The following is a 26,203-nucleotide window of genomic DNA, read 5'->3' as shown; positions in this document are numbered from 1 at the left end:
TATGACCTTGCTTTATTCTGCTTTAATTTTTCCAACTAGCTCTTTTGCCCAATCATTTTCTGCAAAGACTTCATCATATACGGGTTGAGACGCCTCTACCATTTCTTGGGTAAATCTTTCGTCAGGCGTAGTAAATTTGATTCCATTATCCTGGAGGAATTTTTTATCATCTTCATAGCTTTGTTCCAGTAATTCAAACTCATATGCTGCTGCTTCTTTTGCTGCTGTTTCAATAATCTTTTGTTGTTCCTTAGTCAAACCGTTAAAGAATTTGCTATTAATAATGTAAATATTAGGGCTAAACATATGCTTTGATTCTAGTACATCACTTTGTACTTCATTCCATCCTGAGGATCTAAGAGTAGCAATAGGGTTTTCTTGAGCATCTACTACCTTTTGTTCAAGAGCAGTAAATACTTCAGAAATAGGCAGTGGACTAACGTTTGTTCCGAGCGATTCACCTAGTTTTATGTAGTTTGGAATGTTGGGCATTCTAAGTCGAAGACCATCAAAGTCATCCATACTTTCTATCGTACGATTGCTCGAAAACATTCTAAATCCATTTGCACTCCATGCTAGTGGTGTTACTCCATGTTTTGGATTTAGGTCAGCTGTCAATTCTTCACCGATCGGGCCATTCAGTACCGATTTTACATGTTCGAAATCTCTAAATAGGAATGGCCATTCAGGAACCCCCATTTTAGGAATGTCAGCCTGCATTATTAGACCTGGGATACCCATTTCGATTGTTCCGTTTCTGACACCATCATAAAATTCTTTTTCCGCTCCTAATGTACTGTTAGCATAAATTTGGACCTCTAATTCTCCATTGCTTTCCTTTTCAACCTGTGTTTTGAATTTTTCTTTTAATGCAATATTTTGAGGATGATCTTCAGCAAAATAATGTGCAACTTTAATGGTTTTCTTTTCAATCCCACCGCTAGTCTTTTCTCCCTCACTTCCACATCCTGAAACAAGTAATACCCCAGCAAGAGTTACGCTTGTGGCAAATCCATAAAACTTTCTTTTTTTCATTTAAAACACCCCCTATAGTTTTTGTAAGCGTTATCATTATAGACTGATATTAAGAACTTCCCCTTACTATTTCTTGTTAGTTTCACAGAATCTTGTTTTATAATATAAAACTCCGTTTTGTTTTAACCGGAGCAAGGAAGATTGTTTATCAATAAATATCTGTTTACCCATTATTTATACAATTTTTAGACCTAAGTTTTTCTTCAGTATTAAAATATAGATTAAATTTGTTCTATAATGTAAAACTCAGTTTTCAAAATTAGAACTTACGTTGATTATAAGCTTCTGTTTTTATCCTTGTCAAACCATTTTTTGAATTTTTTAACAACTTAACAAAATACAATAGATACTCTTCTTTCCAGTCTATATTTAAACATCTCCTCCCGATGTCCTCAAGGAAACAAAAGCATAATTCTGTTGCCCTATCTGTCATTTTCGGTTCGGTGGAGGAAGTTATTTCAACTGAGCCCAAGCACAAAGATTTTTACTCACAAGTGGAATAACAACATTCTGGAAATTTCACTAAATTAATTAAACAATAAATATTTAAACCATTTGAAGAATGAATAGAAGTTTCATTTTTTCTATATTAGGATATTTTTAAGATTTCTTAAGACATTGATTAGTCGACATTAAAGTCGCTCTTTCCTACTCTCTTTAACAGAAACCTTCTTGATGTTATTTTTGTTGTCCATAGCATCAATCAATTCTCTAGCAGAATCACATGTTTCTAAAAAGATAAAGTTTTGGTACCTTCAGAATGTAGGCTGGGGAACATCCAGAACACATGTTTCGACAATCGTTTAAACCTCTTTCGACCTAAACGTCTTGGAGAGGTAATGGGTTACTATAGGGTATGTCTGGTAATTATTCTCGCATTCGGACCTCCCCCCGAGTTAATTTTGGCGGAGATTGACATTATGATAATTTTTCATAATATATAGAGCTATCGGGGATTATCGGCATCCTCCTAGCCTTATCGATTCTATAAAAAAGTATTCCTATACCTGTTAGCAAGTTACGATTTATCAATCCATTCTTTTATTTTTCATTATGGTGACATTCGGAGGTACTTAACTTCACCTTCCTTCGCACTATTCCAATGAATCTGACATGGACGGAGTTTTCTTGAACTTTTTATATTTTACGATAGCTCTCATGCTTAATCGCCGGATTTTTGATGGAGCCATTTTAATAGTTAATCTTGCCTTCTGAATTCAGGGTTCCGGTTACTTAACGCATGATACGTTCCGTTTTTAAGCACTAATATCGAAAAGTCAGTTTCTCTTTCAGGTATGCAATAATGCTCAGCAACTTGATGAAGTTTCCGTCACTTTCGATATGGCCTTAATCTTAGGCCTATAAAGCAAATCAAAAAGCATCAGTAACCCCTTTTATTCAAAGAGATTACTGATGCTTTTTTTACTTGCGGGAGATTCTTCTTTAAATAAATCTTGATACTTGAGCAAGCTATCCTTCCAATTGTTTCTGCACATGATTCTTCCATTTTTCAATTTCGATTTGCTCTTGCATAAAAAGTGAGTCCTTAAGGGTGTATAAAGTTGTTTGGAACCTTTTTGAGATATCCTCCTGAAATTGTACTTTATCAAACTCTTTATCCATTGCCCCCCATTTTCCCTCCATTTCATTCATGAAATCTTCCATTCTTTTAATGATATCCGTAACCAATTAACGCACCCCTACATGTTTATATAGTAAAAATTTATAATTCCCTTGCAAACTTTTTTCCCGCAACTTTGTTATCATTAATTAAAATTACTTCAATAACTGAGGAATAATTCAAATAAATTAAAAAAGCTACATATCCTCAATGAATGGACATGTAGCTTTAGATCACTATTATTTTTGAAATTGTAATTTATGCAGATTAGCAAAGATACCACCTTGCTTAAGTAAGTCTTCATGGCGGCCCTCTTCAGCAATTCCTTCTTCTGTAACAACAATAATTTTGTCGGCGTTTCGAATCGTTGCTAATCGGTGGGCGATAATGAGTGTAGTTCTATTTTCAGCAAGTTCGGTAAGTGCCTGCTGGATGATTCTTTCGGTTTCAGTATCAAGCGCAGATGTTGCCTCATCGAGAATTAATATCGGCGGATTTTTTAAGAACATCCTGGCGATTGCAATTCTTTGTTTCTGTCCTCCCGATAACTTTAAACCTCGCTCACCTATTTGAGTTTCATATCCTTCTGGTAATCCTTCAATGAAAGCCTCTAGATGGGCTTTTCTTGCTGCTTCTTGAATTTGTTCATGCGTTGCATTAAGCAATCCGTATGAGATATTCTCTTTTAATGTTCCTGTAAAAAGAAACACATCTTGCTGGACTATGCCTATTTGTGACCGTAGTGATTTTTTTGTCATCTCTCGAATATCAATTCCATCAATAGAAATTGAACCGGAAATAACATCATAGAATCTAGGGATTAACGAACAGATAGTCGTTTTTCCAGCTCCGGATGGACCTACAAAAGCAATGGTTTCACCAGCTTTGATATTCAAATCAATGCCTTTTAAAACAGTTTTTTTGTCTTCATAATTAAAAGTGACATCATTAAAAGAAATATCACCTAAAAGAGCATTAACGGCAAATGCATTCTTTTTATCCTCGACATCTGGCTCTATATCCAGAAGTTCAGTAAAACGCTTAAATCCAGCCATCCCTTTCGGATATAGTTCCATCAACGCACTGATTTTATCGATTGGCTTAAATAAAACGTTCACATATAAGACAAACGCGACTAGTTCCCCATATGAGAGCTGTCCATGAAAAGTAAGCCAAGCACCCATTACTAACACTGCGAGTGTCATAAACCTTGTCATCATGTAAATGCCTGATAAGCTGAAGGACATTACCTTATATCCAAGTAACTTCGCCTTACGGAATCTGCGATTATTCGTCGAAAATCGTTCCATTTCATATGTTTCATTAGTAAAAGACTGAACGACCCTAACACCTGAGACGCTGTCTTCCACACGTGCATTAACATCTGCAACTTCTTTGTACATTTGCTTCCATGCTTTATTCATCTTTAAATTACTTATAACAATTAGCAAAACAAGGAATGGCAATATACAAACGGATATGAGCGCCAACTTCACATTGATCGTCAACATAATCCAAAAAGCTCCAATAAAGGTCATAATAGCAATGAATAAATCTTCGGGACCATGGTGTGCTAGTTCTCCGATATCAAACAAATCATTCGTGATTCGGCTCATGATATGGCCAGTTTTTGTGTTATCGAAAAATCTAAAAGACTGTTTTTGAACATGTTCAAATAGCTCTTCGCGCATATCAGTTTCGATATTAATCCCCAGTTTATGCCCCCAGTAACCTACGATAAACTGCAAGAATGTACTAATTATATAGAGAAGTAATAAGCCCGCACTCACAGAAACAATTGCCGACCAATCGTCACCCGGCAACAGTGTATCTATAAACCATTGAACAGCTAGCGGAAAAGCAAGTTCAAGCACAGCAACAACCACTGCACTGAAGAAATCAATAATGAATAACCGCTTATGTGGCAGGTAATATGAAGCAAAACGTCGAATCATCAAATTATTCTCCTTTTAAACATATATAAAGGAGTATAATTCCATATTCATTAATATTCAAGTATTTCGGATTACGAAGCTAAAATTATGGTAAAATTATCTATATTAAACAGCCACTAACCCGGCTCATAAACCTATTATTTTTAAGGAGTGAATCCAGTGTAATTTTAAAAATCCATTCTAATACCATATAACATTATTCATTCAAAAGGATGGTAATCATGAAGAACAAATCGTTTCGCCACCTTTGGATTGGTCAGGCGTTTGCTAATCTTGGAGATATATTTTATGTAGTCGGGTTGATTTCACTTATATATGCCTTAACAGGATCGGCTCTTTATTTGAGCTTGCTTCCGTTCACAACAACGATTTTTCGGTTTATCAGCAGTTTACTTGCACCTCTCATTATTGACAGATTTACTTTAAAACGAATCCTTGTACTATCTCAATTGTGGAAAACTATCTTACTCATTATACTAGGAATCTATATAACTAATTTTAATCAAGCTTTTGCTGTGGTAGCTCTAATCTTTATCGCCATGATTTCATTATTAGATGGAGTAGCTGCCCCGGTAAGTGCAGCTTTGACTCCTCAATTAGTTCCAAAAGAAGAATTGATAAGGGCAAATGGTTTTTTGAATGTAATCACCCAGACAATCTTTGTCTCAGGGTGGCCACTTGGTTCTGTTTTATTAATATCCACCAGCAGTAGCTTTATTATTTGGATGACAGTTATACTTTATGCCGTTTCAACAATCTGTACCATAAAAATTGAAATCACTGAACAAACAGCAGAAACCATTCTTTCATCAAGTCGGGATTCGATTAAATCCGGATGGGTGGCGATCCGAAAAAAACCAACTATCCGTACACTCATCTCCCTTGATTTTATAACAACTTTAGCATCTAGCGTCTGGATCGCTGCTATTATATATGTATATGTCGAACAGAACTTAAAACTAGGAGAGCAATGGTGGGGGTATATTAACACAAGCTACTTTATCGGCATGATTGTTAGTGGATTGCTTGTCATCCGTTTTGCAAAGTTACTAGAAAGATATATCTGCTTTTTCATTGTTTTCGGACTATTTCTCAGTGCCCTACTGACACTGCTATTCGGTGCCAACACTAATCCAGCAATTGCTTTGCTGCTAGCATGTCTGTACGGCCTCCCAGAACAAATTCGGGATGTATTTTACACCAAGCTTATCCAAGATCAAGCATCGGAAAAAACATTAGCAAAAATATATGCGGTTTGGGGAGCTGTTATCAATCTTACCTTTGCAAGTTCCGTTCTGCTTCTAGGCTATATAACGGAAACATACGGTGTCAAAACAACTTTCCAATTCTCTTCAATTTTAATATTCATTGCCTTTCTTTATGCGATTTGGAAAAGGAAGGACTTTCAAGGGAAAGAAATATAAAATCCTCACTGCAAGCCTTCTTGTCTGTGTAACTGTACCTCCATTTGTTTCTGTATTTGAAAGGAGCTTTCATTTCGTAGCTCCTTTCCCTTTTTATGACACCCAAGGCTGTGTTGATCATGATTGGCTGTCCTGTCCTCATATTTTTCCTCGGTAGGAACTTGCTTGGACCCGTTAACAGCATGCCTACAGAACGATCCAAAATTGCACGGTTGATCGATATTCTCTTTTTAATGCTCATTACTTACACCAAAACATTCTATTTTATAATTATAATATTCTGTTCCATATACGCCCAATTCTGCGGAAATTCCAAACCAATCTGCCAATAGGTGGCACCTATCAGTTCATAGGAATCAATCACTTCATATTTTGCGCTTATCGAACGGATATCTTCAAACCAAACGACATGATCCAAGTTTTCTTTTCTATAAGAATAGGTAGGTGATGCCGCTGACGTGTCGAAAGAGATTTCCGAGCCAGTCGCAATGGCAAGATTTTGTGCATTTTGCGCTGATAATGCCTTCGTCTCATTGCTTGGTACAATCCAATCGTATCCATACATAGGAAATGCCGACTGCAATTTATACGCAGGGATATTCGTTAAAGCGTAACGAAGAACCTCGACCATCCACCAAAGTGGAGAAATTGGTTCGGGTGGGCCCGTTGGATACCCAAAATCAATTGTCATCACGGCAACAAGGTCGGCTACCTCTCCAATTCCCCGATAATCATGACCGCCTACAATTCGATTGTCAGGATTATCTGAAGTTTTTGCATGTACGTTAACATGAAGAATTAGTTCGTTCAACCCCTCTTTTAATTCTTTTAAAAAAAGCACATAATCAGACCGTCTTGCAGGAGGGATGAATTCGATGTCCATACTGACCCCCCCATAGCCTTTCTCCCTTACGATATTCAGCATACTATTAATCAAATTCCCTCTGTAAATCGAACTAGTGAGAACTTCACCCGCCAAGTCAGCATCAAAATCACCGTCTTGAAAATTCCGGATCATCAATAGTGGCGTCACCCCGGTCTGTTCGCATTTCGCGATAAGAGGGAGATCATCACCATCAACGAATGCATAGCCTTCCTTGGTAAAGGAATAAGCTACAATTGCTAAATAGGATAACTTATCACCATTCTCCTCAAGCGTTTTAAACACTACTCCACCTGAAGTTGGGAAGGCAAACCCAAGCGTGATCAATTGATTTTTATAAGGAGACGGAATCAAAATTTCCGTGTCGACCTTAAGTGAGCTTGCAACAAGCCCTGGATTTGCTTTCATGATGGCCGCTATACTTGTTCCAAAACGTCGGGCAATTTCAGAGAGCGTATCACCATTTTTTATAAGATACGTTCGATTCACCACTTTGTCATCCGGGATATACAACGCCAGACCCGGAACCAGTGCTGTTGATTCCAATCCGTTAACTTCGACTATCCTCGATGGGTCAACCTTATTCATTTTAGCAATTTCCCATAGGCTAGCACCTTTTTTCACAATAACGATCGTCATTCAAAACCCTCCCACTCCCTCGAAAAAGTGTATGTTATTCGGGTATTTATATAGAACGAATTATCAAATTTTCATCGTGTTGCATATTCTGAATATATTGACACTCAGAGTCCGCCATGTTATTAATCTATACTGATTGATCTGTAAATAAAACTTACAATATTCCAGTCTCCCAGCACTTTTATACATGACGCAAAAAAACAGTCATAGGAGGCTAATTTAAAGGAATTATCAAAATGTCAACAAAACCATTTCTATTGATCTGGCTGCAAACTACTTACGCTCTTTATGAAATGTACTTCGAAAAGCATATGAAGCAAAGAAAATTGGTTTACATAGATAGAACCTTGTCAAAATGAGAGAAGTGTACAAAGAGAAAAATATATTATCATCACTGTTTAAAATGAAAAGAGGCTGTCCAAAAGGACAACCTCTTACCTTTAATACTATTTGCTAAGTTTCCATCCCAGCTTTTCTTCTATACCTCAAAGTAAACTTTTAATATCGTAAAACTTTCCATTTTCCAACTCATCCACTTCGAGTAGCTCCAATAGTTTTTCCGCAACGAATTCTGGGCTTCTTAGAGTGCCTTTTTCTTTATAGTTATGAAATTTTTCCCTGTCGGAAAAGTCCTGTTCATTAGCTGAACGAATTGTTTCTTGCATCCCTGTGTCCATTACACCTGGTGAAAAAGATATGAGAGTCATAGGGAAAGGCGCCTTATCCTGTTCCAATCCTGCAACACGGGTGAACATTTCAAGTCCCGCCTTTGTACTACAGTAGGCAGCCCAGCCATGATAGGGATTTTTCGCTGCTCCTGAAGAAATGTTGACCATAACCTTCTTTCGGTCCCAATGCTTTGTTCGTTTAACGAATGCATCTGCTAATACTACTGGTGCCATAAAATTTACTCGCATGCTGGTTTCCAAACTTTCCTGTCCCAGATTTCCTACCGGCTTGATTGGTTCAATTACACCAGCATTATTAACAAAGTAAATCTCGCTTTTTTCATCGACCTCTTCAAGAATCTTATTGACTAACGAAGTAAGCTGCTCAATTTCAATTAAATCAACGGAAATAAAAGTAAGTTTTGTTCCGGATTGAGCAGCTATTTCCACCATTTCAGGATGAGCTGTACGGGATAATAAAATACAATGGTCACTCTTCTTCAAGCATTGCTTAGCAATAGCTGCACCTAATCCTCTCGAAGCTCCTGTGATTATAAAAGTCTTCACCACAATTCCTCCCTTTCATTGATTATTATTTATTGTACCAAAAGAAGCAGCCCGTATAATGTTTGGCTGCTCCGAATAAAAATTATAAAATGGGTGATAACAGCCTTGCTATGGACTCTTTAAAACGAATCCACTTTGAACGTTTTTCAAACTCTTCAATTGTTAGTTGTCTACAAACTTCTACATCATTATAAAAATTTTTCGTCAGCGTTTCGGCCATTCCTTCATCATAAATAAAGGCATTGACTTCAAAATTCAATTTAAAACTCCGGACATCAATGTTAGCAGTACCGACCGAAGAGACCTCTTCGTCCACAACAATCATTTTCGCATGTATAAAACCGTTATCATAGATGTATACCTTAGCCCCCGCTCTTAATAACTGCCCTGCATTAAAGGTTGTTGCCCAATAAACGAAAAGATGATCAGGTTTATTTGGAATCATGATTTTCACATCCAGCCCTGACAAGCTGGCAATCCGGAGTGCATCCAATAAACTAGCATCCGGTATAAAGTAAGGTGTTTGAATCAGAATCGATTTCTTTGCTGAAGAAATTAATTTAATATAGCCATTTTTTATTTGTTCCCATTCAGAATCAGGACCACTTGTCACAATTTGCAAATCAATATTACCCTGAGGCTTCAAATTAGGAAAATAATGTGGCTGATAAATAATATCATGATTTTTTGAAGCCTGATTCCAATCAAGAATAAAACGAGTTTGAATGGCTTTGACCGCCGATCCCTTTATTCTAAGGTGTGTATCACGCCAATAACCGAACTTTGGATTAAGCCCCAAATATTCATCTCCGACATTAAAGCCCCCAACATACCCTACTTTTCCATCTATGATGACGAGCTTTCGATGATTACGGAAATTCAAACGTAAATTAATAAATTTTAACTTGGATGGAAAAAATGCTTCCACTCTGCCGCCTGCCTGCCTAAAGTCCTTGAAAAAACTTTTTGTCATTCCCCTTGACCCTAATTCATCATAAAGCAGGCGGACTTTGACACCTTCATTTGCTTTTTTCGTCAAAGCCTCAATGAACCGTTTTCCGAGACCGTCTCTTTGAATAATATAATATTGTATATGTATATGGTTTTCTGCCTCTTCGATATCTTTAAAAAGCTGTTCAAACTTCTTTCTTCCATCCGAAAAAATATCGACATGATTATCTTCCGTCAGAACTGCATCATTATTTCGAAGGTGCATATAAATCAAATCACGGTAATTGCTCGAAGAGGTATTTCGAAAAGGAAAGTGATCCGTAGAAAGCTCTTCCATCTGTTTATCAAGGATTTCTTCAATCCCAATTTTTTTCTTATCCTCCCATTGGAATAAGTGAGCGTGCCTCAAACTTGTTCCAAAAAGAAGATATAAAATAAAACCGACTACAGGTAAAAAATATAACACCAATAACCAAGCCCAGGTCGTGCTGGCTTCTCTTCTTTCAAAAAATATAACAATCGTTGCAAATAGAATATTAAGAATAATAACGAGGCCTAACAAAACCGATGTAACATGCGTAAATTCCATAGCATACCCTCACTCAATTTTTATCCCTTTAAGGATAACATGCAAATTCTTTATATCAAAGGATTTGCCTATTAGAAAAAAGAAAACAAAAATTCGCAAAAATAGGCCCCTTCCTGTAGGGGCCTATCTCTATTTAAGTATTTTCGAACCAACCCTTAAAACATCCATAACTGCCAGGGTGACTTTTAATCTTCTTATACAAACTTTCATTGCAATATACAGGATACATTGTATTTAACTCATTTATTTTATCGGCTTTTCACTAATAAATTAACTGCCTCTTTAACAAGTTCTTCAGGGTTCTTTTCACCTGTCTCATTAGCTTCCCGGACACATTCTACAAGATTGGAGCTCACAATTACACCAATTGTACGGTCGATTGCAGATCGAGTGGCAGATAACTGTGTTACGACATCTCTACAGTCTTTATTTTCTTCCATCATTTTCAAAATCCCACGAAGCTGTCCTTCAATTCGTTTAACTCTATTTTTCATTTGCTTTTCATATTCCATGTGTGAGGTTGACCTCCTATCCCTTGTAACTTATTATTCTTATCAGGCATATCATCCACGTTTAGTCCCATATGGAATGAATGTAAAAAAATAATCTTATCGCCTTACAATTCATAATACATACCTCTCAGGTATACTTGTCAAGTATTTATCTCAAATAACCCTTATTCGATAGGTAAATACTCTATTTTTGTACAAGGAGATTTTGTGCAATAGCCTCTGAAAATTCAACAGTCATTTGGGGAACGTAGGATTTTAACAACGCATTTACAATCGGCGCTTTAGCTCCTTTAGCCATTATCGCAAGACAACCAGTCATCTTAGTCTGTCCTTTCCCGATCTGTTCAGCAAAAAAGTAACCATATCCATCAAATTTTTCATTTAATCCCCGAAGGTTAAATGTTACCTTATTAGGTTCGTTCCATTCTAATATATCAACTTCAAGTTTAATTTTCTTTTTCATTAATCCCAAATCGCTTTTAAACTCCCATACGAGTGTCTCATCATTTATTATCTCATGACTAATATATCCTGGGACCAGAGGCGCCCATAGATCAATGACACTGACAAACCCCCATACATTTTCAATTGAAACGGGTAAGATGATACTATGTAATCCTTCTGACAACTGAGTTCCCCCTTAATCATTTTACTTACATCTTTTTAATGTATTCATTGCAGCTTTTAGGTTAGACCTGATATTAGAAAAGAGTCCGAAACAAATTTCTCAATATCGCTTGCAATTTTGACCATTTAAAAAGAAGGACTGCAATGACAGATGATACGTCAAAAGATACATGGAACCTAAAATAAAAATGTTGATTTAACAGGGTTACTTGCTATACCAAAAGATAAATGCACTTGCATTCAGCATACTCCTGTCGGCATTAGGCATTAAGGGTCTACTTACCCCACTAAGGGACAAACAAAAAATACATGTAACTACATGAATAAAGTCTTTATCTTAAAAAATAACAGTAAGAACAATGGCGACATCTAAAAAAGATGTCGCCATTTCAGACTGTAGACAAACTCGATGAAAATCGAGTTTGTCTACAGTTTTTTTGAGGGGTGTAAAAATTCGACGTTGATTTCCACTCCAGGCACTCGCTTTCCGCGGGCGGTCAGGGAGCCTCCTCGGCGCCTTTGCGCCTGTGGGGTCTCCCTTGGACACGCATTTCCCGCAGGAGTCTCGCACCTTCCGTTCCAATCAACTTTGTTTTAACAATTAGATATAACCACTTTTGCCTACAGTCCTTTTTGTTTTAATATAGAAGTATTAAAACTTGAGGTGATGACGATGCTTTCGAAACATAATTCTATTCAGCGAGATCAACTTGAAATGATCACTTTGGATCAACTGGTGCCAGCGAACCATTTGGTTCGTAAAATTGAGGGAGCCATTGACTTCACTTTCATTTATGACTTGGTGAAAGATATGTATTCAGAGATAGGGCGCCCAAGTATTGATCCAGTTATTTTAGTTAAATTGACATTCATTCAATATACCTTCGGTATTCGTTCGATGCGTAAAACGATTGAAGAAGTTGAAACGAATATGGCTTACCGTTGGTTTTTAGGTTACGGTTTCCATGATAAAGTACCTCACTTCTCAACGTTCGGGAAAAATTATGAGCGTCGCTTTAAAGATACAGACCTGTTTGAACGGATTTTTTATCGTATCTTAATGACAGCTTCAGAAAGAAAGTTAATAAGTGCAGAGCACGTATTCGTTGATTCAACACATGTGAAAGCCAGTGCGAATAAGCGAAAATTCGAAAAGAAAATCGTTCGTAAGGAAACACGAGCATATCAAGGACGCCTTCAAGAAGAAATAAATCAAGATCGTGAAAACAATGGAAAGAAGCCTTTTCCACCGGATAAATTTGATAAAGAAGAAACCAAAGAAATTAAAGAAAGTACAACTGACCCTGAGAGTGGCTACTATGTAAAAGATGAACGAACAAAACAGTTTGCCTATTCATTTCATGCGGCTGCGGACCGCAACGGTTTTGTGCTGGGGACGATTGTAACACCGGGAAATACGCATGATAGTCATATCTTAGAGCCTCTTGTTGAACAAGTGATTGAGAAAGTTGGAAAACCTGAAGCTGTTGCCGCAGATGCAGCTTACAAAACACCAGCCATTACAAGCTACCTTTTTGGGAAAGAAATCACACCAGCTTTACCCTATACACGTCCACGAACAAAAGAAGGGTTCTTTCGCAAGCATGACTATGTTTACGATGAACATTTTGATTGTTATCTCTGCCCATCGGGCGAGATTTTAAAGTACTCAACAACAAATAAAGAGGGCTATCGCGAGTACAAATCACCCAAACACACTTGTGCGACATGCTCATTTTTATCACAGTGTACAGTAAGCAAAGACCATCAAAAAGTGGTGACACGCCATATCTGGCAAAATTATATGGAAGAAGCAGATCATCTGCGTCATCACAAGGATGTAAAACCTATATATGCGAAACGTAAAGAAACAATAGAGCGTGTATTCGCAGATGCAAAAGAAAAGCATGGTATGCGTTGGACTACTTTAAGGGGACTTAAAAAATTGTCGATGCAGGCGATGCTTACTTTCGCTGCCATGAATTTAAAGAAGATAGCCAATTGGACATGGCAAGGTCCAAGAATGGCTTAATAAAGTGGGCTCGTAGAGGCCCAATCTCTTAATCTTGAGCAAAATTCAAAGGGAATTTCAAAAGGGGTTCGGAATGTTTTAATTCCGGACCCCTTTTGTCTACAAACTGCAATGGCGACATCTAAAAAAGATGTCGCCATTTGTTTTATCCAAATGTGATTTTTAAGGACGTTCAAGATCAAATAACTCGCCTAGTTTAGTATACGTATGACCAGCTAACCGGGCTACCGGTTTGAGTCCATTTTGGTCAATTCGACCATTGTGATAGATGTCTTGCTTGATATGGTAGCACACTACTTTCCCTATCAACAAATCACAACCTGGTTTATCTGATGAACCTGCTAATGGTATAGCCCGTTCAAGTTTGCATTCAAGGCGTACCTTCGCTTCTCGTAACCCAGGAACCGCAACCTTATCACTAGCCGTCGTCGTGAAATTAGTTAGCCTTAATTCACTTTCCTCAGCTGGGAGTTCTGCTGCAGTTTGATTTGCATCTACAACATTGTCTTCATCAGTGATGTGAACAACAAATTCACCGGTTTCAATCGCATTTCGTGCAGTATCTTTTGACACTCCTTTTTTCCTTTGAACGGATACTGAAATCATTGGAGGATTAGAACTGACTATATTAAAAAAACTAAACGGCGCTATATTGAATACTCCAGTTTCAGATTGTGTGGTAACAAGGGCTACGGGTCTTGGAATAATACTTCCAGTCAAAAATTTATAATTTTCCCGTTCACTTAGACCTTCAGGATTTACTGAAATCATCTTCTCTCCCTCTTTCAATCTTTAAATAAATGTTTTTGAAACCATGAACTAGCTGCTTCGACCTCTGATCGTGTTAACTGATGTCCGTGATTTTCCCAGTGAATGTCGACTGTCGCACCTGCTTGCTGTAAGAGTTGCAAAAGTTCACCCGTTTCTTGAGCCGGGCAAATCGGATCGTTTTTCCCAGCGGCAATAAAGATAGGTACATCGGAAAGTGACGGCAAAGTCATCCCTCGTCTAGGAACCATTGGATGGTGAAGAATTGCCCCTTTTAATGCCCCTTCAAAATGAAACATCAAACTTGCAGCGATATTAGCACCATTAGAATAACCTAATGCTACCACATTCTCACGGTCAAAATCGTACTTTTCGGCTGCTATATCCAAGAAGTCATTAAGCTCTTTTGTACGAAAAATCAAATCCTCTTCATCAAAAATACCCTCAGCCAACCTTCGAAAAAAACGTGGCATACCGTTTTCAAGAACATTTCCGCGCACACTCAATACGGATGAACCTGGTGAAACCATTTCTACTAATGGTAAAAGGTCTGTTTCCGTTCCCCCTGTACCATGCAAAAGCAAAAGTAACGGAGCTCCTGGATTACTTCCTTTTTCAAAAATATGTTTCATTAACATTATATATCCTCCTTAAGAACCCTTGGTACAGCCGGAAGTAACGTTTTTTCCATAATTTCTCGCTTTTCTTCCAACCATTGTGGCAGCATTAATTTACTTCCCATTGTTTCCTTCGATTCATCGTGAGCAAATCCGGGTGGATCTGTGGCAACTTCAAAAAGAATGCCGCCTTCTTCACGGAAATAAATGGCATCGAAATATTGACGGTCCGTAAAAGGTGTCACTCCATAGCCAAAGCTTCCGATATGCTCTCTCCAATCCTTATGATCATCAAAATCATTCGCACGCCATGCGAGATGATGTACTGTCCCTACTCCTATTTTCCCAATTGGCATAATAGTTTTTTTGATATCAATCAAATTCCCGATGTCTGAATTGGATTTGAAGCGAATAAAGTCCCCTTCTTCTGCAATTCTCTTCAATCCCATCACTTCTTCTAATAATTTCATCGTTTTGTCCGGTTTTGCCGTCAATAATATCGCGCCACCGAACCCTTTGACCGCCTTATCAGCAGGCACACCGCCAAATGACCACTCGCTATTTTTACCCTCTTTACGAGCGACAAGTTCAAGGTGCAAACCATGAGGATCGTTAAATTCGAGATATTCCTCTCCGAAACGGGTGGCTTTCTCGAATTCAATATTAAATTTGGATAAACGTAGTTCCCAGAATTCAATAGATCCTTCTGGAACGACATATGTCGTAATCCCTACTTGTCCGGAACCAATTCTTCCTTGGTATGCATCAGGCCACGGAAAGAAAGTGATGATGGAGCCAGGTGAACCTGATTCATCTCCGAAATATAAATGATAGGTACCTGGATCATCAAAATTCACAGTTTTTTTCACCATTCGCATTCCCAATACCCCTGCATAGAAATCCACATTCTCTTGCGGATTACCTACTATGGCGGTTATATGATGAATTCCTTTTGTCTGCTTTCGCATGGTGTCAACCACCTTTCAATTCAATTAAAATGTAGATTTTGTATTTAGTGGTTTTAAATTCGCCTCTATATCCGCTCTTTTTGATTCTAAAAAGGGTGGCAAGGCCAAAGACTCTCCTAGGTATTGCTCTTCTTCATCCGTTGCAAAACCAGGTCCGTCTGTTGCTAGTTCAAACAATATACCATTTGGTTCCCTAAAATAGAGGGAACGAAAGTAAAAACGGTCAATAAACCCAGAGTTTATTAAACTTGATTCATTTAATTTTGCTATCCATTTTCTCAGTTCTTCTTCGTTATCGACACGAAAGGCAACATGGTGTACGCCTCCCCTTCCTAGTCGTTCACGCGGCAAGTCATTCCGCTCTTCAATATGAATTTCTGCACCAGTTCCACCTTTGCCTGTCTCATAAACGATAATCTTGCTTTGACCCCTTATAGATGATGAATAAGCGCCTGATTTCCTGAACCCCAACACCTCAGTAAGTACTCTTTCAGTCGGTTCAATATTAGGAACTGTAAGCTTAACTGGTCCTAATCCAAGGATAGAAAATTCCTTCGGTACCGGGCTCTTATCCCATGGCACTCCTCCGTGAACGCCTTTATTATCCTGATCGGAAACCAGTAGTAGTCTCTGCCCTTCTGGATCTTTAAATGCAAGTACCTGTCGTTGAAAACGAGTCGTTACTTCGCCGTGCTCAACATTATATTCTACAAACCGTTTTTTCCAAAAATCCAGCGCTTTATTATCTTTCACTCTTAGAGCAATTTCTGAAATACTATTGTTCCCCTCATGTGTACGGGCAGCTTGAGGTATTTCAAAAAACGTTAGTTCTGTCCCCGGAGAACCTGCCTCGTCTCCGTAAAATAAGTGATACACACGAATATCATCCTGATTCACCGTTTTTTTGATTAATCGAAACCCTAACGTTTTCGTGTAGAAATCAAAATTCCCACCCGCTCTAGCCGTAATCGCCGAAACGTGATGCAATCCTTTTAATTCCATCTACACCACTCCTTTCTATATATATCTCCCCTTTAGAGAGATAAATTAACCTGTGATTAATATCTCGACTTCGAGGTATCAGCATAAAGAACAATACTTTTAATCCAAATATCTTGATTTAAAGATAAACTAGAGTGATATTTTTGTCAACCATTCTTGCCTTTCACTTATAGAAAATACTATGAAAAAAATACGACCATTTATTTCTACTTATTATAAAAAAAATTTCAGACAATCAGTAGAGAAAATGAAAATGGATATGGTAAGTTTTTATTTGTTGATTATCAGGCTTTTATTAAAGGTCTTCAAGAGCCATTTAAATTGTATGCTGAAAACTTCCCGATTTGGTCCAACTAATCGTCAGGTATTTTTCAGTTTGTCGTTTGGACAGCCTTAGAAATTAAAGGGTTCAGAGCAGACCTTCAGCACTATAATCCCTAAATTGGTGTCGAAATGAGCAAGACATTGAACATTCATCAGAATTGGAAGCTGACTGCACCGATGCCATTTGGAAAACCCACTGCCTATCCAGGTGATAAAACCTTCTCCCCACTTGAAGATCGAGTAAAAATATAACTCATAAAGTAGTAGGGCTGGCTCAACTTCCGAGCCAGCCCTACTATTTTCAACCGATATAATCTGGAATTGTTCCAAAAAATCTTGTGAATACTACAGGTGCAAACCCTAAATAACCTATAATTGGCATAATTTTAAAATTTTCATATTCATTTACCACGTACATCATACATCTCCCTTCAAAAACTGTTAATTATTTATTGGAGAGGATCGCTTCGGAAGCCATTCCTTAAGGTAAAGTGGGAGTCCACTCACATACTCCTTGGAAGCATGTCCACTTGGTAGGAGAATGTACGTCTTATCCTTACAAGTCAAATGCTTCATAACCGGATTAATCATTTCCTGCGGTACCAGACGGTCATTTTCATTTGCTGATACTAATACACTAGCGTCAATATTGGATAGCCTAGCTTTTTTTCCTCTGATTCTTAAACTCCCCTTAACCAAACGATTGTTTATCACAAGATCTTGACCTATCTGTTTTGCAGTCGCTCCAGCTAAAGGCACGTGTCCATTTGTCCACGCATTGAATCGACGCCAATGTTGAACATATTCTTCATCATCAGCTTGATTTAATAAAGACAGATAGGGTGATATATAGATAGGTGATGTGATCAAGCGGATTCCATATTTAACCTCACTAGCTGGGATCGTTTTAAAAATGTCAATCGTCTCGTCAAAATCTGCGGTACCATCTTTTATTGCAGCTTGCCATTGATCAAAAGATTGGGAGGCACTAAAATCTATAGGTGTAACGGAGAGAATTAAATTCTTAACAGGCTCGTCTGCAATAGCCGCATACATAGCAGCTATTGTACCTCCAAGACAAAAACCCATCACAGTTATCTCTGACGCTCCGGAGTGTCGCAATGCGCGCTGGACTCCTTTTTGAATGTAATCGACGATATAATCATCAATCGAGATGTCCCCATCTTCATAGCCTGGACTTCCAAAATCAAGCAAATACACTTCAAACCCTTCATTTACAAAAGCTTCTATTAAACTATTACCTGGAGCTAAATCGAGAATTAACGGGGTATTGATGAGTGAATAAATTAGAAAAACCGGCACGTTATATTTTTTTTTTACCGCCGGATAATACCAAAGTGTAGATTTATTTTTTTTCCACACCGAAATTTTTGGTGTTAATCCCATTTCCGGCATAGGCTGATTGGGAATATCCGAAAAATGTTTCCATTTAGAAATCGATTCAGGTTGATTTTTTGGCACTTTTCGTTTAGACATTTCTATTCCCCTGTCCAACAAACTTTAAATCTTGTAATTGGTTTATTAAATCTAAAATCCTTTTTCTATTCTCTTCCTTTTTGTTAGATTCCCCTCTTGAGTTCATTTTTTTACTAACTTCCTTTTTATTAGATTCCTCTCTTGAGTTCATTTTTTTACTACCTAATGAATAAACGACCCCTAAATCACTCAAAGAAGGTTGACTTCTAAGAAACCCATCCCTTTGTGGAATTACAGTGGAAAGTAGCTCTTCTAATTTGTCAATTTTTTCTTCGAGCTGGAGGACTAATTTCGCAATATTGGCTACATCTTTTTTTGTGGGATAATTCATGATAATGGACCTTCTTTCTGAGGCCTCCTGCATCTTTATTATCTCTGGAACCTGCATTTGTGAACTTCTACTAACTGATTCTATTAACTCCCTATTATTTATTAACTCCTGAATTTTACTATTCAACTGTTGCTCTTTTTGTTTGCCAAACACTTTTAGCTCTTTATATAAATCTGATTTTTCTGCCATATATATCGTTCCTCTCTTCTCGGATTATGCTAATGCTGCTATACCTCCGTCAACGATTAAAACATGTCCAACCAAATAATCGGACGCTTTCGAGGCTAAAAAAACGGCGGCTCCTTTTAAATCCTCTTCATTACCAAACCGGCCAGCCGGAGTTTGACCTACGATGTCAAAGTTGGATTCTTCAAGGATTTTTTTTGTGATTTTAGTCGGGAAAAAGCCTGGTGCTATCGCGTTGACTTGAATCCCGTGTCTAGCAAGTTTAACCCCTAGATCCTTAGTCATTGTTATCACAGCGCCCTTACTTGTGTTATAAGCAATGGTATCCAATACTTCAGGTATCGAACCGCCAAGACCCGACACAGATGCAATATTAATGATTTTACCGGCCTTTTGCTGTAACATGACCTTTGCTACAGCTTGCGAAAACAAGAACGTACCCGTAACATTTACCTTCAACACTTTCTCCCATTTATCCTCAGGAACATCCAATAGCGGGCCTGACCAAGATGTACCGCTATTATTGACAAGAATATCAATGGCACCGAATTGAGAAACAGTTTCTTTTACAACATGTTCGATGTCACTCTTATTGGTAATATCACATTCAAAGGCGATCGCTTTAATTCCTAATGATTGTAGGTGATCACAAACCTCTTTACATACAGAAAGATTGCGTGAGGCAATAACAATATTAGCTCCTGCCTCTGCCAGCGCCAAAGCTATCTGTTTGCCTAGCCCTCTACCGCCTCCGGTAATAATAGCCGTTTTATTCGTTAAATCGAACATATTACTTAATGTTGTCAACTTATCAACCCTCCCGTAATGAAATATCTATCTTTTTATAAAGCGATTTATATTATTATAGAAAAGCCTATCCATTATGGTGCTTAAAATAGCCTAATGCCTCTGCCTTTTTGTTTCACTAGCTTTATTAATTTTTGCTTTCCATATGAATTCAATATGTATGAGATTACTTCCTGATTTACGAGCAAAATCGAATACATACCCTGTTTATTCGTTTACACTAAAAGAATATTAAGGAGGTTTTAGATATGACGATGCATCACTTTCATTTAAGCGCGGAATGGCCAGGCGGAAGAAATGATATCGGCACGATTCAATCGGGGAATCTTCAGACCCAAATAAGCGTGCCAACCGAAATGGAAGGACCTGGGATTGGAACTAATCCGGATGAAATGCTGCTCGGAGCAGCTTCGACTTGCTATATCATTACCTTTGCTGCCATGTTAGAGCGAAGTAAAATTGAAAAGGTCAGTTTGACTATGCAATCAGAAGCCTTAGTGGATGTTACGAATGGTGTATTCACTTACAAGAAAATCATTCATCGGCCAACTCTCGTATTAGCATCCATTACATCGGAAAAGGAGGCAGAAAAAGCCCGGAAACTTGCAGTAAAAGCGGAATCAAGTTGTATGATTTCCCGAGCCATCAAAGGCAATGTAGAAGTTGAATTAATCGCTACTATTTCCATAGCTCAGCCCTGAACAGAAGAAGTGCCTAACCCTATAGAGGGTTAGGCACTTTTTGTACTATTGAATAGAGTTAATTTTATTTTCAACCTCGCGGCACACTTCATCAGCCGATAAACCATTTGCCTCTATGATAGAAGCTTTAGATGAAGTATCGATTATTCCCATCACATTAGTTTCCAAACCTGTTACCACACAACAGTCCAAGTTTTTTGCGTCAGCTTCTTGTTTAATCTCTACAACATCAAAACCTTTTTCACGAAGTGCTTCCTGAATATTCGTTAATGATTCTTCAACACCGATTTTTGACATCAACACACACCTCCTCTACTTGCTAAGCTGTCCTTTTTACCTTCAATATATGTATAGGATGCAAAGGAAATAGGAAAAGTAATGTCGAGGTGATAAATATGAATGGAAAAAATAAAAAAGACGCATCGCAAACTCGTTTAGGTTCTTCACAAATAGAGGGACAAGGTACAACAACGAAAGAAACTGGTTCCTTTACCCAATCCTCATCACAAAAAAAGCAGAAACGTTCATAATAACAAAATGGGCCTAAAACTAGGCCCATTTTGTTATTATATATTCTGTTTCATGATTTCCTGTTGAATTTTCACATCATTCAATTGATCTTCATCAATGATCATTGTTTTCGATTTTGCTTTTACAGCTCTTTCTGGTTTTATATCAGTTGCCTTTAAATTATTATCAGGAGCTGCCTGCTCATTCCATGTAGTCATCATAATCTCCTCCTCTTGTTCTTTTATGATTTCCATCAACGAGCATATTCATGAATACATTGCATCATTTTTTCCAAAGATACAAGTGGAGGTGATTTTTTTGGAACCAAACAATCCCGGCAATAAGGAGTTACCAGATTTTAAGGATTTAAATGACCGTATCATTGCGCAATCATCACAAAGCCCCAGACTAGTCATTAAAACAAATTTAGATACAAAGAATGTAACGGATAAGAACCCCTATACCGATAGAATAAGCAGTGAAGGCTTTGAAGAATATTTTGAGGAATCATAACAAAACCGGCTTACTTGTAAGCCGGTTAACCTTAAAAATATTTCTTTTTCCAAAAAATAAATGCTGTTGTACCCGCTAAAGTAATAGCAATTAATAAAGTAAAGATAAATGCAAACGAACTATGTTCAAACGGGAGTTCTACATTCATTCCGTAAAAACTCGCCACCATGGTTGGGAGTGTTAATATAATCGTAACTGATGTTAGGAACTTCATAGCATTATTAACATTATTGGATATAATGGAAGCGAACGCATCCATCATCCCGCTAAGAATCGATAGATACACTTCTGCCATTTCAATAGCTTGTGCATTTTCGATAATTACGTCCTCTAGTAAATCTTTATCTTCCTCATACATTTTCAAATAATTAAAACGGAGAATTTTATCAAGAACAACCCTATTAGATTTCAATGATGTCGTAAAATAAACCAGGCTTTTTTCCAATGCTAAGAATGTATATAGTTCTTTGTTTTTCATTGACTGGTGCAATTCACGTTCCGCTTCATTAGTCATCTTGTTAATTTGTTTTAAATAACGTAAATAATAAGATGAAATTTCAAATAATAATTGCAAGGCAAACCTTGTCTTCTTGTTTGTAAAAAACCCTTTGATTTTATTGTTTTTAAAGTTTGTTAATATAGGAGTCTCTTTTAATGATACTGTAATAAAACAGTCTTTGGTAAAGATCATCCCAATGGGAATCGTTTCATAGATAGGCAGGTTCGCTTCGTCTTGAGTCAAATAAGGAAAATCGACGATAATTAACACATTATCATCTTCTTTTTCGATTCGTGGCCGTTCCTCATCATCTAGCGGATCTTTCATGAAATTAATCGGTAATTGCAAAGTCGTACATATATATTCAATTTCGGCTTCTGTCGGTGTAACAATGTTCACCCAAGAACCTTTTGTCATTTCCCCGGTTTTATTCAGAATACGGTTTTCATTCGTCTTGTAGATTTCAATCATTTAGTTGACCTCCTCTTCTATAGAGAAAGCACTATTTACCTTCTTCGAGCAGATACTCAGGAAGAATAACAGTCTCGACGTCTAGCATCATATTGGCTTCCTCTTGCTTTCTGGGTTCAGGATCATAAGAACTGCTGCTCACTTGTATCCACTTCCTTTCGATTCTTTTATCTTAATCCTTATTCCAATAAAGCACAATAACGAATTTCCCACCTTGAAACTACCTAATATAAATTTAGAATTTTCTGATTATTAACTTTTAAAAGCAAGAAATTTTATAAATATGCCAAAGAATAATATCATAAAAAAATCGCTTGGGGACATCCCCAAGCGATTCTTCACTTAATTATCCATGCTTCGCATTATTATAGTAGTTCACACTGTACATAGCGCCTTCGTCAACCATTTTATTATCTTCATGATCATATGGATCCGGGTGACCTGCCTTTTCAATTAAAGGATCCAAATCTGAATGTTTTTTTTGCCATAAGCTCATAGTCTTATCTTTTGCATTGGACCATATATCCTTCACTTTTCCTCTGTTCGTTTTTGTTGATAAAAACGAGACTCCGGCAACTCCGACTCCTAGCAATACTACGTTTCTTCCTAATGCCATCATTACCTTCCTCCTTACGTTGGATTAATATAAATATACCCAGTGTAAGTTAACGTAAACCTCTAATTATATGGAGGCTTTTGATAAAAGAAATTCGGCTTTATTATTTCATTGTTATACGGTTTATGAAAAACGTGTGTCGTAGCTGGTGATACTGGGGGAATTAACCATGTCCAATCCCCCGTTACTTTTCGGTTACAAGAGGATTCTCTTTCCTCAAATTTCTTGAACTGTTTAGCGGCTGTATGGTGATCCACAATGCTAACGCCATATTTTTTAAAGGAATAAAGGACCGCTTCATTTAATTCAATCAAGGCTCGATCTTTCCATAGATTAGATTCTCGTTTAATATTCAAACCCATCTTCTCGCCTATTTTGGGAAGCATATTGTAGCGATCCTCATCTGCAAGGTTTCTCGCACCAATCTCCGTCCCCATATACCAGCCATTAAATGGTGCAGCAGTATATGTAATACCGCCGATTTCAAGTCTCATGCCTGAAATGATTGGAACTGCATACCATTTAATCTCAAGATCTGTGAACCAGGAAAATTCAGGATGGCTGATTGGAACTTCTTTAACTAGCTCTTTAGGAATTTCATAAAGTTTCGGTTCTTCTCCGTCCAACTGGACTACAAGTGGTAAAACATCGAAAGATCCAAATTTCCCTTCCCACCCTAATGCTTGGCATTGCTTCGTAAATTCTACTGAACTTGGATCTCCAATAACACCATGTTCTGTTTCATACCCTGCGTAGCGGATAAGCTGGTGATTCCAAATATCCACCTTTTTTTCATCATCTTTTTGTTTGAAAATCGTAATCACAGGTCTGATGTTTCCATTATTCGTAGCGTAACCAATATGTTCAAAAAGAGCGGATGAAATAACTTCTTCGCTTTGAAGCATCCTTTTATCAATCACTCTCAACGACTCCCAAAAAAAGCGACCAATGCAGCGATTGCTATTACGCCATGCTAATTTAGCACCATGTTCTAATTCTTCTAATGTATGTTCATATCTACCTGTATCTATAATTTCCTTTTTAATATGTTCAATTCTACTATTCGTTTCTTCTTCTGTTTTTACTAATTCTGAATAGCATTTCCTGATAAAGGATACGGCCTCTTGCAGTAAATCACTCATCTATCCCACGAATCCTTCCATTTACACAAACTTTTAGTTCACTAATAAAGTACCACATTTCTCATTTTATCTCTAAAGGAACTTCTTTTTGAATGATCATTTCTTTTAAAATGTGGCATTTTCGAGGCGAAAATTTTTCTAACATCTTATATTATACCTTAAGTAAGCTAATATATTTTTTATACTAAAACGTCTCTAGTAACTAAATAATATTCGGTAAAGTTGTTACAGAAGCGGTAAATGCATTATAATATATAATAATGGGGTGATATGATGAATAATACGACACTTTGTCCGCGATTTGAAAAAGGCATGCAAATCTTGAGTAAACGTTGGACTGGATTGATTGTCAATCAATTGCTTACTGGCCCTCAACGGTTTTGTAATATTGAATCTGCCTTCCCAATCAGTGGCAGGATTCTTTCTGAACGTTTAAAGGACTTGGAATTTGAAGGTATTGTAAAAAGAGACGTTTATCCAGAGACACCTGTCAGGATTGAATATTCTTTAACAGAAAAAGGCAAAGCTCTTGCGCCCGTAATGACTGAAATTCAACACTGGGCACAAGAATGGCTCGAACCAATACAGAATCAATAGCATATGCAAGAAAAAGAGGAAGGTCGCAAATGGCGATCATCCTCTTTTTATGTCTTCCAATAGTTTACCGATCTATGTCTGGTGGTATATTTTTTACAGAAAGAATAAAACTAGGTTTATTCCTAAAATTATGGGCGGTGAATTTATGAAGCAAGCAGACTGCATTATTATTGGCGGGGGAATCGCCGGTATCCAAGCAGCCATTCAGCTCGGTAGATATAAACATGATATTATCGTAATTGATTCTGCACACGGCCGATCTACAATAGCTAAGGCTTACCATAATATACTTGGATGGCCAGACGGAGTGAGCGGCAGCCGATTAAGACGTCTCGGCAGACAGCACGCAGAAAAATTCGGTGTCGAATTCTTTAATGATTCTGTGACATTACTGGAAAAAAGACAGGACAAGTTTTTCATTCGTACAGCGAATAGCCTGGAATACCAAGCAAAAACAATTTTTCTCGGAACAGGCATTACCGATAACATCCCTCCGATTAAAAACCTCTATCCCACTCTTGGAACATCCACCTATATTTGCCCCGACTGCGATGGTTATGAAATTATGAATAAGCAAACGGTGGTTCTCGGCGGGGGAAATGCGGGTGCAGGTATGGCCCTTACTCTATTATATTGGTCAAAAGATATCGTTTACGTAAATCACTTAAAATCAAAAATTGATGATAAGTATAGAAAAAAGCTGGAGGAAAATAAGATTCCTGTATACGAAGAAGAAGTACAAGAAGCAATTATTGATGCTAAACAACAGTTGACAGCGATTCAATTAGTAAATGGGAAAATAATTGAAACTGAAAAGGCATTCACCGCTTTTAAAGGTAACAAACTGAATAATAATCTTGCCTTGCAATTAGGTGTGAAGGTAAATGATAGTAATCACGTCGTTATCCATCCACGTACAAAAGAAACTAATATTAACGGTGTCTGGGCTGGTGGCGACCTTGTTGCCCATTCCGAACAAGTCACCATTTCCATGGGAGACGGGACTCAGGCAGCAATATGGATACACAAAAGACTGATGGGTGAGCCACCTCCTTATATGGATTAAAGCAAGTTAACTTATAGAAAACTCAAAAATGCGCCCTATATGCGAGGGCGCTCTTTGTATTTGTACACTTATAAATGCTATTGCG

At 37.6% G+C, this 26,203-nt stretch carries 28 protein-coding genes; 8 read left to right on the top strand and 20 right to left on the bottom strand.

Annotated elements, in window-relative coordinates; translation table 11 throughout:
- Window positions 1-12 precede the first annotated feature (12 nt).
- The 3 genes from JFU24_RS27870 to JFU24_RS27860 form a co-directional block, all read right to left on the bottom strand.
- On the bottom strand, window positions 13-1,035 hold the full coding sequence (locus JFU24_RS27870) for a TRAP transporter substrate-binding protein (protein ID WP_201250789.1): 1,023 nt from the start codon (window positions 1,033-1,035) through the stop codon (window positions 13-15).
- A gap of 1,470 nt (window positions 1,036-2,505) precedes the next feature.
- Window positions 2,506-2,724 (bottom strand): hypothetical protein, encoded by a 219-nt coding sequence (locus JFU24_RS27865; protein WP_201185275.1) that lies wholly within the window; start codon window positions 2,722-2,724, stop codon window positions 2,506-2,508.
- A gap of 171 nt (window positions 2,725-2,895) precedes the next feature.
- Window positions 2,896-4,611 carry an ABC transporter ATP-binding protein gene (locus JFU24_RS27860; protein ID WP_053346454.1) on the bottom strand — a complete coding sequence of 572 codons (1,716 nt, stop codon included), beginning with the start codon at window positions 4,609-4,611 and terminating at the stop codon, window positions 2,896-2,898.
- Window positions 4,612-4,832: 221 nt separating this feature from the next.
- Here JFU24_RS27860 and JFU24_RS27855 point away from each other — a divergent pair, with 221 nt between their 5' ends.
- Window positions 4,833-6,035 (top strand): MFS transporter, encoded by a 1,203-nt coding sequence (locus tag JFU24_RS27855; RefSeq protein WP_201250788.1) that lies wholly within the window; start codon window positions 4,833-4,835, stop codon window positions 6,033-6,035.
- Between the two features lie 259 nt (window positions 6,036-6,294).
- Here the strand turns inward: JFU24_RS27855 and JFU24_RS27850 are convergent, their stop codons facing one another.
- The 5 genes from JFU24_RS27850 to JFU24_RS27830 form a co-directional block, all read right to left on the bottom strand.
- A complete protein-coding gene (locus JFU24_RS27850) occupies window positions 6,295-7,557 on the bottom strand; it encodes a glycosyl hydrolase family 18 protein (protein ID WP_201185278.1) in 1,263 nt (420 codons plus the stop codon).
- A gap of 485 nt (window positions 7,558-8,042) precedes the next feature.
- A complete protein-coding gene (locus tag JFU24_RS27845; protein ID WP_201250787.1) occupies window positions 8,043-8,792 on the bottom strand; it encodes a (S)-benzoin forming benzil reductase in 750 nt (249 codons plus the stop codon).
- An 82-nt stretch (window positions 8,793-8,874) separates the two neighbouring features.
- Complete coding sequence (gene cls / locus JFU24_RS27840) at window positions 8,875-10,332, bottom strand: cardiolipin synthase (protein ID WP_056520642.1); 1,458 nt, start codon at window positions 10,330-10,332, stop codon at window positions 8,875-8,877.
- A gap of 248 nt (window positions 10,333-10,580) precedes the next feature.
- Window positions 10,581-10,844, bottom strand: coding sequence for a metal-sensitive transcriptional regulator (locus JFU24_RS27835; RefSeq protein ID WP_053346459.1), 264 nt, complete (start codon window positions 10,842-10,844; stop codon window positions 10,581-10,583).
- A gap of 184 nt (window positions 10,845-11,028) precedes the next feature.
- Window positions 11,029-11,472: a CoxG family protein gene (locus JFU24_RS27830; RefSeq protein ID WP_053346460.1), complete on the bottom strand. Its 444-nt coding sequence runs from the start codon at window positions 11,470-11,472 to the stop codon at window positions 11,029-11,031.
- Between the two features lie 672 nt (window positions 11,473-12,144).
- Here JFU24_RS27830 and JFU24_RS27825 point away from each other — a divergent pair.
- Complete coding sequence (locus JFU24_RS27825) at window positions 12,145-13,503, top strand: IS1182 family transposase (protein ID WP_201180978.1); 1,359 nt, start codon at window positions 12,145-12,147, stop codon at window positions 13,501-13,503.
- A gap of 162 nt (window positions 13,504-13,665) precedes the next feature.
- Here the strand turns inward: JFU24_RS27825 and JFU24_RS27820 are convergent, their stop codons facing one another.
- From JFU24_RS27820 to JFU24_RS27805, 4 genes are read right to left on the bottom strand one after another with little or no spacing between them, the layout of a single operon-like run.
- On the bottom strand, window positions 13,666-14,274 hold the full coding sequence (locus JFU24_RS27820; protein WP_053348102.1) for a flavin reductase family protein: 609 nt from the start codon (window positions 14,272-14,274) through the stop codon (window positions 13,666-13,668).
- Between the two features lie 14 nt (window positions 14,275-14,288).
- Window positions 14,289-14,903, bottom strand: a complete 615-nt coding sequence (locus tag JFU24_RS27815; protein WP_201225151.1) for an alpha/beta hydrolase — start codon at window positions 14,901-14,903, stop codon at window positions 14,289-14,291.
- A 5-nt stretch (window positions 14,904-14,908) separates the two neighbouring features.
- Window positions 14,909-15,856 (bottom strand): ring-cleaving dioxygenase, encoded by a 948-nt coding sequence (locus tag JFU24_RS27810; RefSeq protein ID WP_201185281.1) that lies wholly within the window; start codon window positions 15,854-15,856, stop codon window positions 14,909-14,911.
- 24 nt (window positions 15,857-15,880) lie between these two features.
- On the bottom strand, window positions 15,881-16,858 hold the full coding sequence (locus JFU24_RS27805; protein ID WP_201224106.1) for a ring-cleaving dioxygenase: 978 nt from the start codon (window positions 16,856-16,858) through the stop codon (window positions 15,881-15,883).
- A 453-nt stretch (window positions 16,859-17,311) separates the two neighbouring features.
- Between JFU24_RS27805 and JFU24_RS30890 the strand changes: the two genes are divergently transcribed.
- Window positions 17,312-17,434: a hypothetical protein gene (locus JFU24_RS30890; RefSeq protein ID WP_274608152.1), complete on the top strand. Its 123-nt coding sequence runs from the start codon at window positions 17,312-17,314 to the stop codon at window positions 17,432-17,434.
- A 189-nt stretch (window positions 17,435-17,623) separates the two neighbouring features.
- On the opposite strand, the gene JFU24_RS27800 is transcribed toward JFU24_RS30890, so the two are convergent.
- From JFU24_RS27800 to JFU24_RS27790, 3 genes are read right to left on the bottom strand one after another with little or no spacing between them, the layout of a single operon-like run.
- On the bottom strand, window positions 17,624-18,679 hold the full coding sequence (locus JFU24_RS27800; protein ID WP_242485405.1) for an alpha/beta fold hydrolase: 1,056 nt from the start codon (window positions 18,677-18,679) through the stop codon (window positions 17,624-17,626).
- A complete protein-coding gene (locus JFU24_RS27795; protein ID WP_201250786.1) occupies window positions 18,672-19,199 on the bottom strand; it encodes a hypothetical protein in 528 nt (175 codons plus the stop codon). Before JFU24_RS27795 ends, JFU24_RS27800 begins: the two co-directional genes overlap by 8 nt.
- A gap of 24 nt (window positions 19,200-19,223) precedes the next feature.
- On the bottom strand, window positions 19,224-19,985 hold the full coding sequence (locus JFU24_RS27790) for an SDR family oxidoreductase (RefSeq protein WP_201250982.1): 762 nt from the start codon (window positions 19,983-19,985) through the stop codon (window positions 19,224-19,226).
- Window positions 19,986-20,251: 266 nt separating this feature from the next.
- Between JFU24_RS27790 and JFU24_RS27785 the strand changes: the two genes are divergently transcribed.
- Window positions 20,252-20,704: an OsmC family protein gene (locus JFU24_RS27785; protein WP_201224104.1), complete on the top strand. Its 453-nt coding sequence runs from the start codon at window positions 20,252-20,254 to the stop codon at window positions 20,702-20,704.
- Window positions 20,705-20,749: 45 nt separating this feature from the next.
- Here the strand turns inward: JFU24_RS27785 and JFU24_RS27780 are convergent, their stop codons facing one another.
- Window positions 20,750-21,001: a YkuS family protein gene (locus JFU24_RS27780; protein ID WP_056520657.1), complete on the bottom strand. Its 252-nt coding sequence runs from the start codon at window positions 20,999-21,001 to the stop codon at window positions 20,750-20,752.
- A gap of 98 nt (window positions 21,002-21,099) precedes the next feature.
- On the opposite strand from JFU24_RS27780, the gene JFU24_RS27775 reads away from it, so the two are divergent.
- The gene (locus tag JFU24_RS27775) at window positions 21,100-21,234 is read left to right on the top strand and encodes a YuzL family protein (RefSeq protein WP_098176396.1); all 135 of its coding nucleotides are present in this window, start codon (window positions 21,100-21,102) and stop codon (window positions 21,232-21,234) included.
- A gap of 36 nt (window positions 21,235-21,270) precedes the next feature.
- On the opposite strand, the gene JFU24_RS27770 is transcribed toward JFU24_RS27775, so the two are convergent.
- On the bottom strand, window positions 21,271-21,432 hold the full coding sequence (locus JFU24_RS27770; RefSeq protein ID WP_162878628.1) for a hypothetical protein: 162 nt from the start codon (window positions 21,430-21,432) through the stop codon (window positions 21,271-21,273).
- Between the two features lie 100 nt (window positions 21,433-21,532).
- Here JFU24_RS27770 and JFU24_RS27765 point away from each other — a divergent pair, with 100 nt between their 5' ends.
- A complete protein-coding gene (locus JFU24_RS27765; protein ID WP_201224103.1) occupies window positions 21,533-21,727 on the top strand; it encodes a hypothetical protein in 195 nt (64 codons plus the stop codon).
- A gap of 31 nt (window positions 21,728-21,758) precedes the next feature.
- Here JFU24_RS27765 and JFU24_RS27760 read toward each other — a convergent pair whose 3' ends face one another.
- The 3 genes from JFU24_RS27760 to JFU24_RS27750 form a co-directional block, all read right to left on the bottom strand.
- The gene (locus tag JFU24_RS27760) at window positions 21,759-22,697 is read right to left on the bottom strand and encodes a magnesium transporter CorA family protein (RefSeq protein WP_201250785.1); all 939 of its coding nucleotides are present in this window, start codon (window positions 22,695-22,697) and stop codon (window positions 21,759-21,761) included.
- Window positions 22,698-23,043: 346 nt separating this feature from the next.
- Window positions 23,044-23,316, bottom strand: coding sequence for a hypothetical protein (locus JFU24_RS27755; protein ID WP_201185293.1), 273 nt, complete (start codon window positions 23,314-23,316; stop codon window positions 23,044-23,046).
- A gap of 59 nt (window positions 23,317-23,375) precedes the next feature.
- Window positions 23,376-24,455, bottom strand: coding sequence for a nitric oxide synthase oxygenase (locus JFU24_RS27750; RefSeq protein ID WP_201250784.1), 1,080 nt, complete (start codon window positions 24,453-24,455; stop codon window positions 23,376-23,378).
- A 273-nt stretch (window positions 24,456-24,728) separates the two neighbouring features.
- On the opposite strand from JFU24_RS27750, the gene JFU24_RS27745 reads away from it, so the two are divergent.
- Window positions 24,729-25,052 (top strand): winged helix-turn-helix transcriptional regulator, encoded by a 324-nt coding sequence (locus tag JFU24_RS27745; protein ID WP_053346472.1) that lies wholly within the window; start codon window positions 24,729-24,731, stop codon window positions 25,050-25,052.
- A 145-nt stretch (window positions 25,053-25,197) separates the two neighbouring features.
- On the top strand, window positions 25,198-26,118 hold the full coding sequence (locus JFU24_RS27740) for an NAD(P)/FAD-dependent oxidoreductase (protein WP_201224099.1): 921 nt from the start codon (window positions 25,198-25,200) through the stop codon (window positions 26,116-26,118).
- Window positions 26,119-26,203 lie beyond the last annotated feature (85 nt).

Source organism: Peribacillus sp. TH27, from assembly GCF_016650915.1.
In the GTDB taxonomy this organism is placed as follows: domain Bacteria; phylum Bacillota; class Bacilli; order Bacillales; family DSM-1321; genus Peribacillus; species Peribacillus butanolivorans.
The sequence above is the reverse complement of the archived record's forward strand: the minus strand, read 5'-3'. Positions and strand labels throughout refer to the sequence as shown.